General features: G+C 63.0%; 2 protein-coding genes. Both read left to right on the top strand.

Annotated features, from left to right (window positions below; all coding sequences use genetic code 11):
• Positions 1 to 535 precede the first annotated feature (535 nt).
• Positions 536 to 1,330 carry a glycosyltransferase family 2 protein gene (locus W823_RS0128380; protein WP_235189446.1) on the top strand — a complete coding sequence of 265 codons (795 nt, stop codon included), beginning with the start codon at positions 536 to 538 and terminating at the stop codon, positions 1,328 to 1,330.
• A 126-nt stretch (positions 1,331 to 1,456) separates the two neighbouring features.
• Entirely contained in the window at positions 1,457 to 2,449 is a 993-nt protein-coding gene (locus W823_RS37605) for a polysaccharide pyruvyl transferase family protein (RefSeq protein WP_023956066.1), read from the top strand.
• Positions 2,450 to 2,472: the final 23 nt, after the last annotated feature.

The raw sequence follows: 2,472 nt of genomic DNA, 5'->3' as shown, positions 1-2,472 counted from the left end.
GCCAGGCGGCGGGGCCTCGAGCCCCGCTCGCGAAACTCGTGTGCGCTCGGTCTGCCGGCCGCGCTTGTGCCGGTACCGCGAGCGGGGCTTCGGGGGCCCGCTCGTGAAACTCGTGCGCGCTCGGTCTGCAGGCCGAGCTTGTGCCGGTACTGCGAGCGCTCCCGGTGGCCCGCTCGTGAACCTCGCTCTCGCTCTATCTGCAGGCTGAGCGGGTGCCGGTATCCCGAGCGAAGCTGGAGGCCCGCTCGCGAGACTTGTGCGCGCTCGGTCTGCAGGCCGCGCGTGTGCCAGTACCGCGAGCCCTCCCGGTGCCCCGCTCGCGAAACTCGCGCGCTCGATCTGCGTCGACCGAGTTATATTCGCCCGTTCATACGAGCGTCAGGCGAAATGCGGGGCAATTACACCTGCGTCCACTAATCTCGTAAAGTGAGTCCCAACGCGCATTCGTTTGGCGCGCCGCATTTCATGAGATACATGGCATGTGGAGCATTGAGCAGCCAATTGTCTATTGAGGTCGTCGAGGCGAGGGGGAGCTGTGTCCATTTCAGTGGTCATACCAGCATTCAACGAAGAAGTTTCGATCGGTCGGTGTCTCGACAATCTCGTCGAACAAATCGACGACATCGCGGAGATAGTTGTGGTCAATAACAATTCGACCGATAAAACAGCCGACATAGTGGCCGCTCACCAAGCGACCGTCCAGAAGATACGACTGCTCGACGAGAGTCGTCAGGGAATCGTGCCCGCTCGCAATTGCGGCCTGGCGTCGGCCACGAGCGACGTCATCGCACGGATCGACGCGGACACCATCGTCGCGCCGGGGTGGGCCGCCGCGATCGACACATTCTTCTCGTCCGCGGGCCCCGAGTTCGGCGCGGCCGTGGGCCCGTTCACCCAGTACGACATGCCTCTTCAAGGGGTGCACCGTGCTCTGATGCGGATCGCGACCACATCGCGAAAAGGGGAGAGTGACGAGGTCAAGCAATCTCCTGGCGTCTACGGGGCCAACATGGCGATTCGGCGCGAAGTGTGGGAGCAGATCGAGTCGCTGACCCATGACGAGCCGGGAATCTGGGAGGATCTGGACATCTCGATCGCGTTGCGCGCTGTCGGTCGGAAGATCGCCGTAATCGAGGGCATGCGGGTGCAGGTGTCCGGTCGGCGGATGCTGACGAGCCGAAAGTTGTACTGGCAGTTCACCCGGGGCGTTCCCCGCACATGGGAGCTGCACGGGGACCGGTCACGAGCCCGGGCGCGTGGATCAATGTGTGGATCGCGCGGACGATGTATCTCGCGTTCTGGGTACCCACCCGTACGTACGATCCGATGACGCGAAAGCACAGCATCAAGCGACTGTTCGCCGATCGAGAAGACCGGCCGATCGCCTGATACCGAACCGTCCACTCGGGCGCCGCCCGATGGGGATGGGGCAGGCCCCTGACAGAAGGATGTACGCGTGACGACAGCTGTAGACCAGATCGAACAGGAGACCGCAGACATCTTGCGGGCGGAGATCCCGGGTGATCGGGTGGCCGTTCTGGACTACCCCAACCACTTCAATTCCGGCGACCTCCTCATTTATCGCGGACAGCTGGCGTACCTCGATCGGCTGGGGATCGAGCCCGCATATGTCTGCGCGACCCATACATATGACCGCGCCGCCCTTTCGCGTCGACTGCCGACGGGCCCGCTGTTGCTGCAGGGTGGTGGGAATTTCGGCGATCGATATGACCGATTCCAGCTATTTCGTGAACGGGTGATCGAGGAGAATCCGGACCGAAAAATCATCCAGATGCCGCAGACGATCGACTTTCTCGACAAGACTGCGCTCGAGCGTGCGCAGGCCGTTTACTCCCGGCACCCGGATCTGACACTGATGATCCGCGACAGGGCGGGCTGCGAAATGACCCGCGAATTGTTTCCCGACAATCGGGTGGTCTACTGTCCGGACCTGGCATTCGGAGCCCGGCCATTGCCGCCGGTAAGGGAACCGAGCCGCGACGTGGTGATGCTCAAACGCCGGGATCAAGAATCGATGCACGAGAAAGACGTTGTCGCCCGGGCGTTCCCGGGCGTCCCGAGGACCGAATGGCATGCGTCGGTGGCGGACAACTTCAAGTGGTGGCCGGTCAGCCTGGCGAACTCGGCGATCCACAAGGTGCCGCGGGTCCGGGCGCGGGCCTACCCGTACGCCCGGTGGGCGTTCGATTACCAGTGCGATCTGATCATCCGCAACGCAGTGGACATCCTGTCCGAGGGCAAGGTCGTGGTCACCGACCGGCTCCACGCAGCTGTCTTCTCGGTTCTGCTCGACAAGCCGGTGGTGATGGTGGACAACGCCAACAAGAAGATCTCGGCCATCTACCGGGACTATCTCGGATCTGCTCCTGGCACCCATCTCGCCGGGGACTTCGACGAGGCTGCGCGGATCGTCACAACCCTGCTTTGACGTCTCTGCCAGCCCGAGCCACG

This window comes from Williamsia sp. D3, from assembly GCF_000506245.1.
Classification (GTDB): domain Bacteria; phylum Actinomycetota; class Actinomycetes; order Mycobacteriales; family Mycobacteriaceae; genus Williamsia; species Williamsia muralis.
Note: the sequence above shows the minus strand (reverse complement) of the source record. Positions and strands in the feature narration are given on the sequence as shown.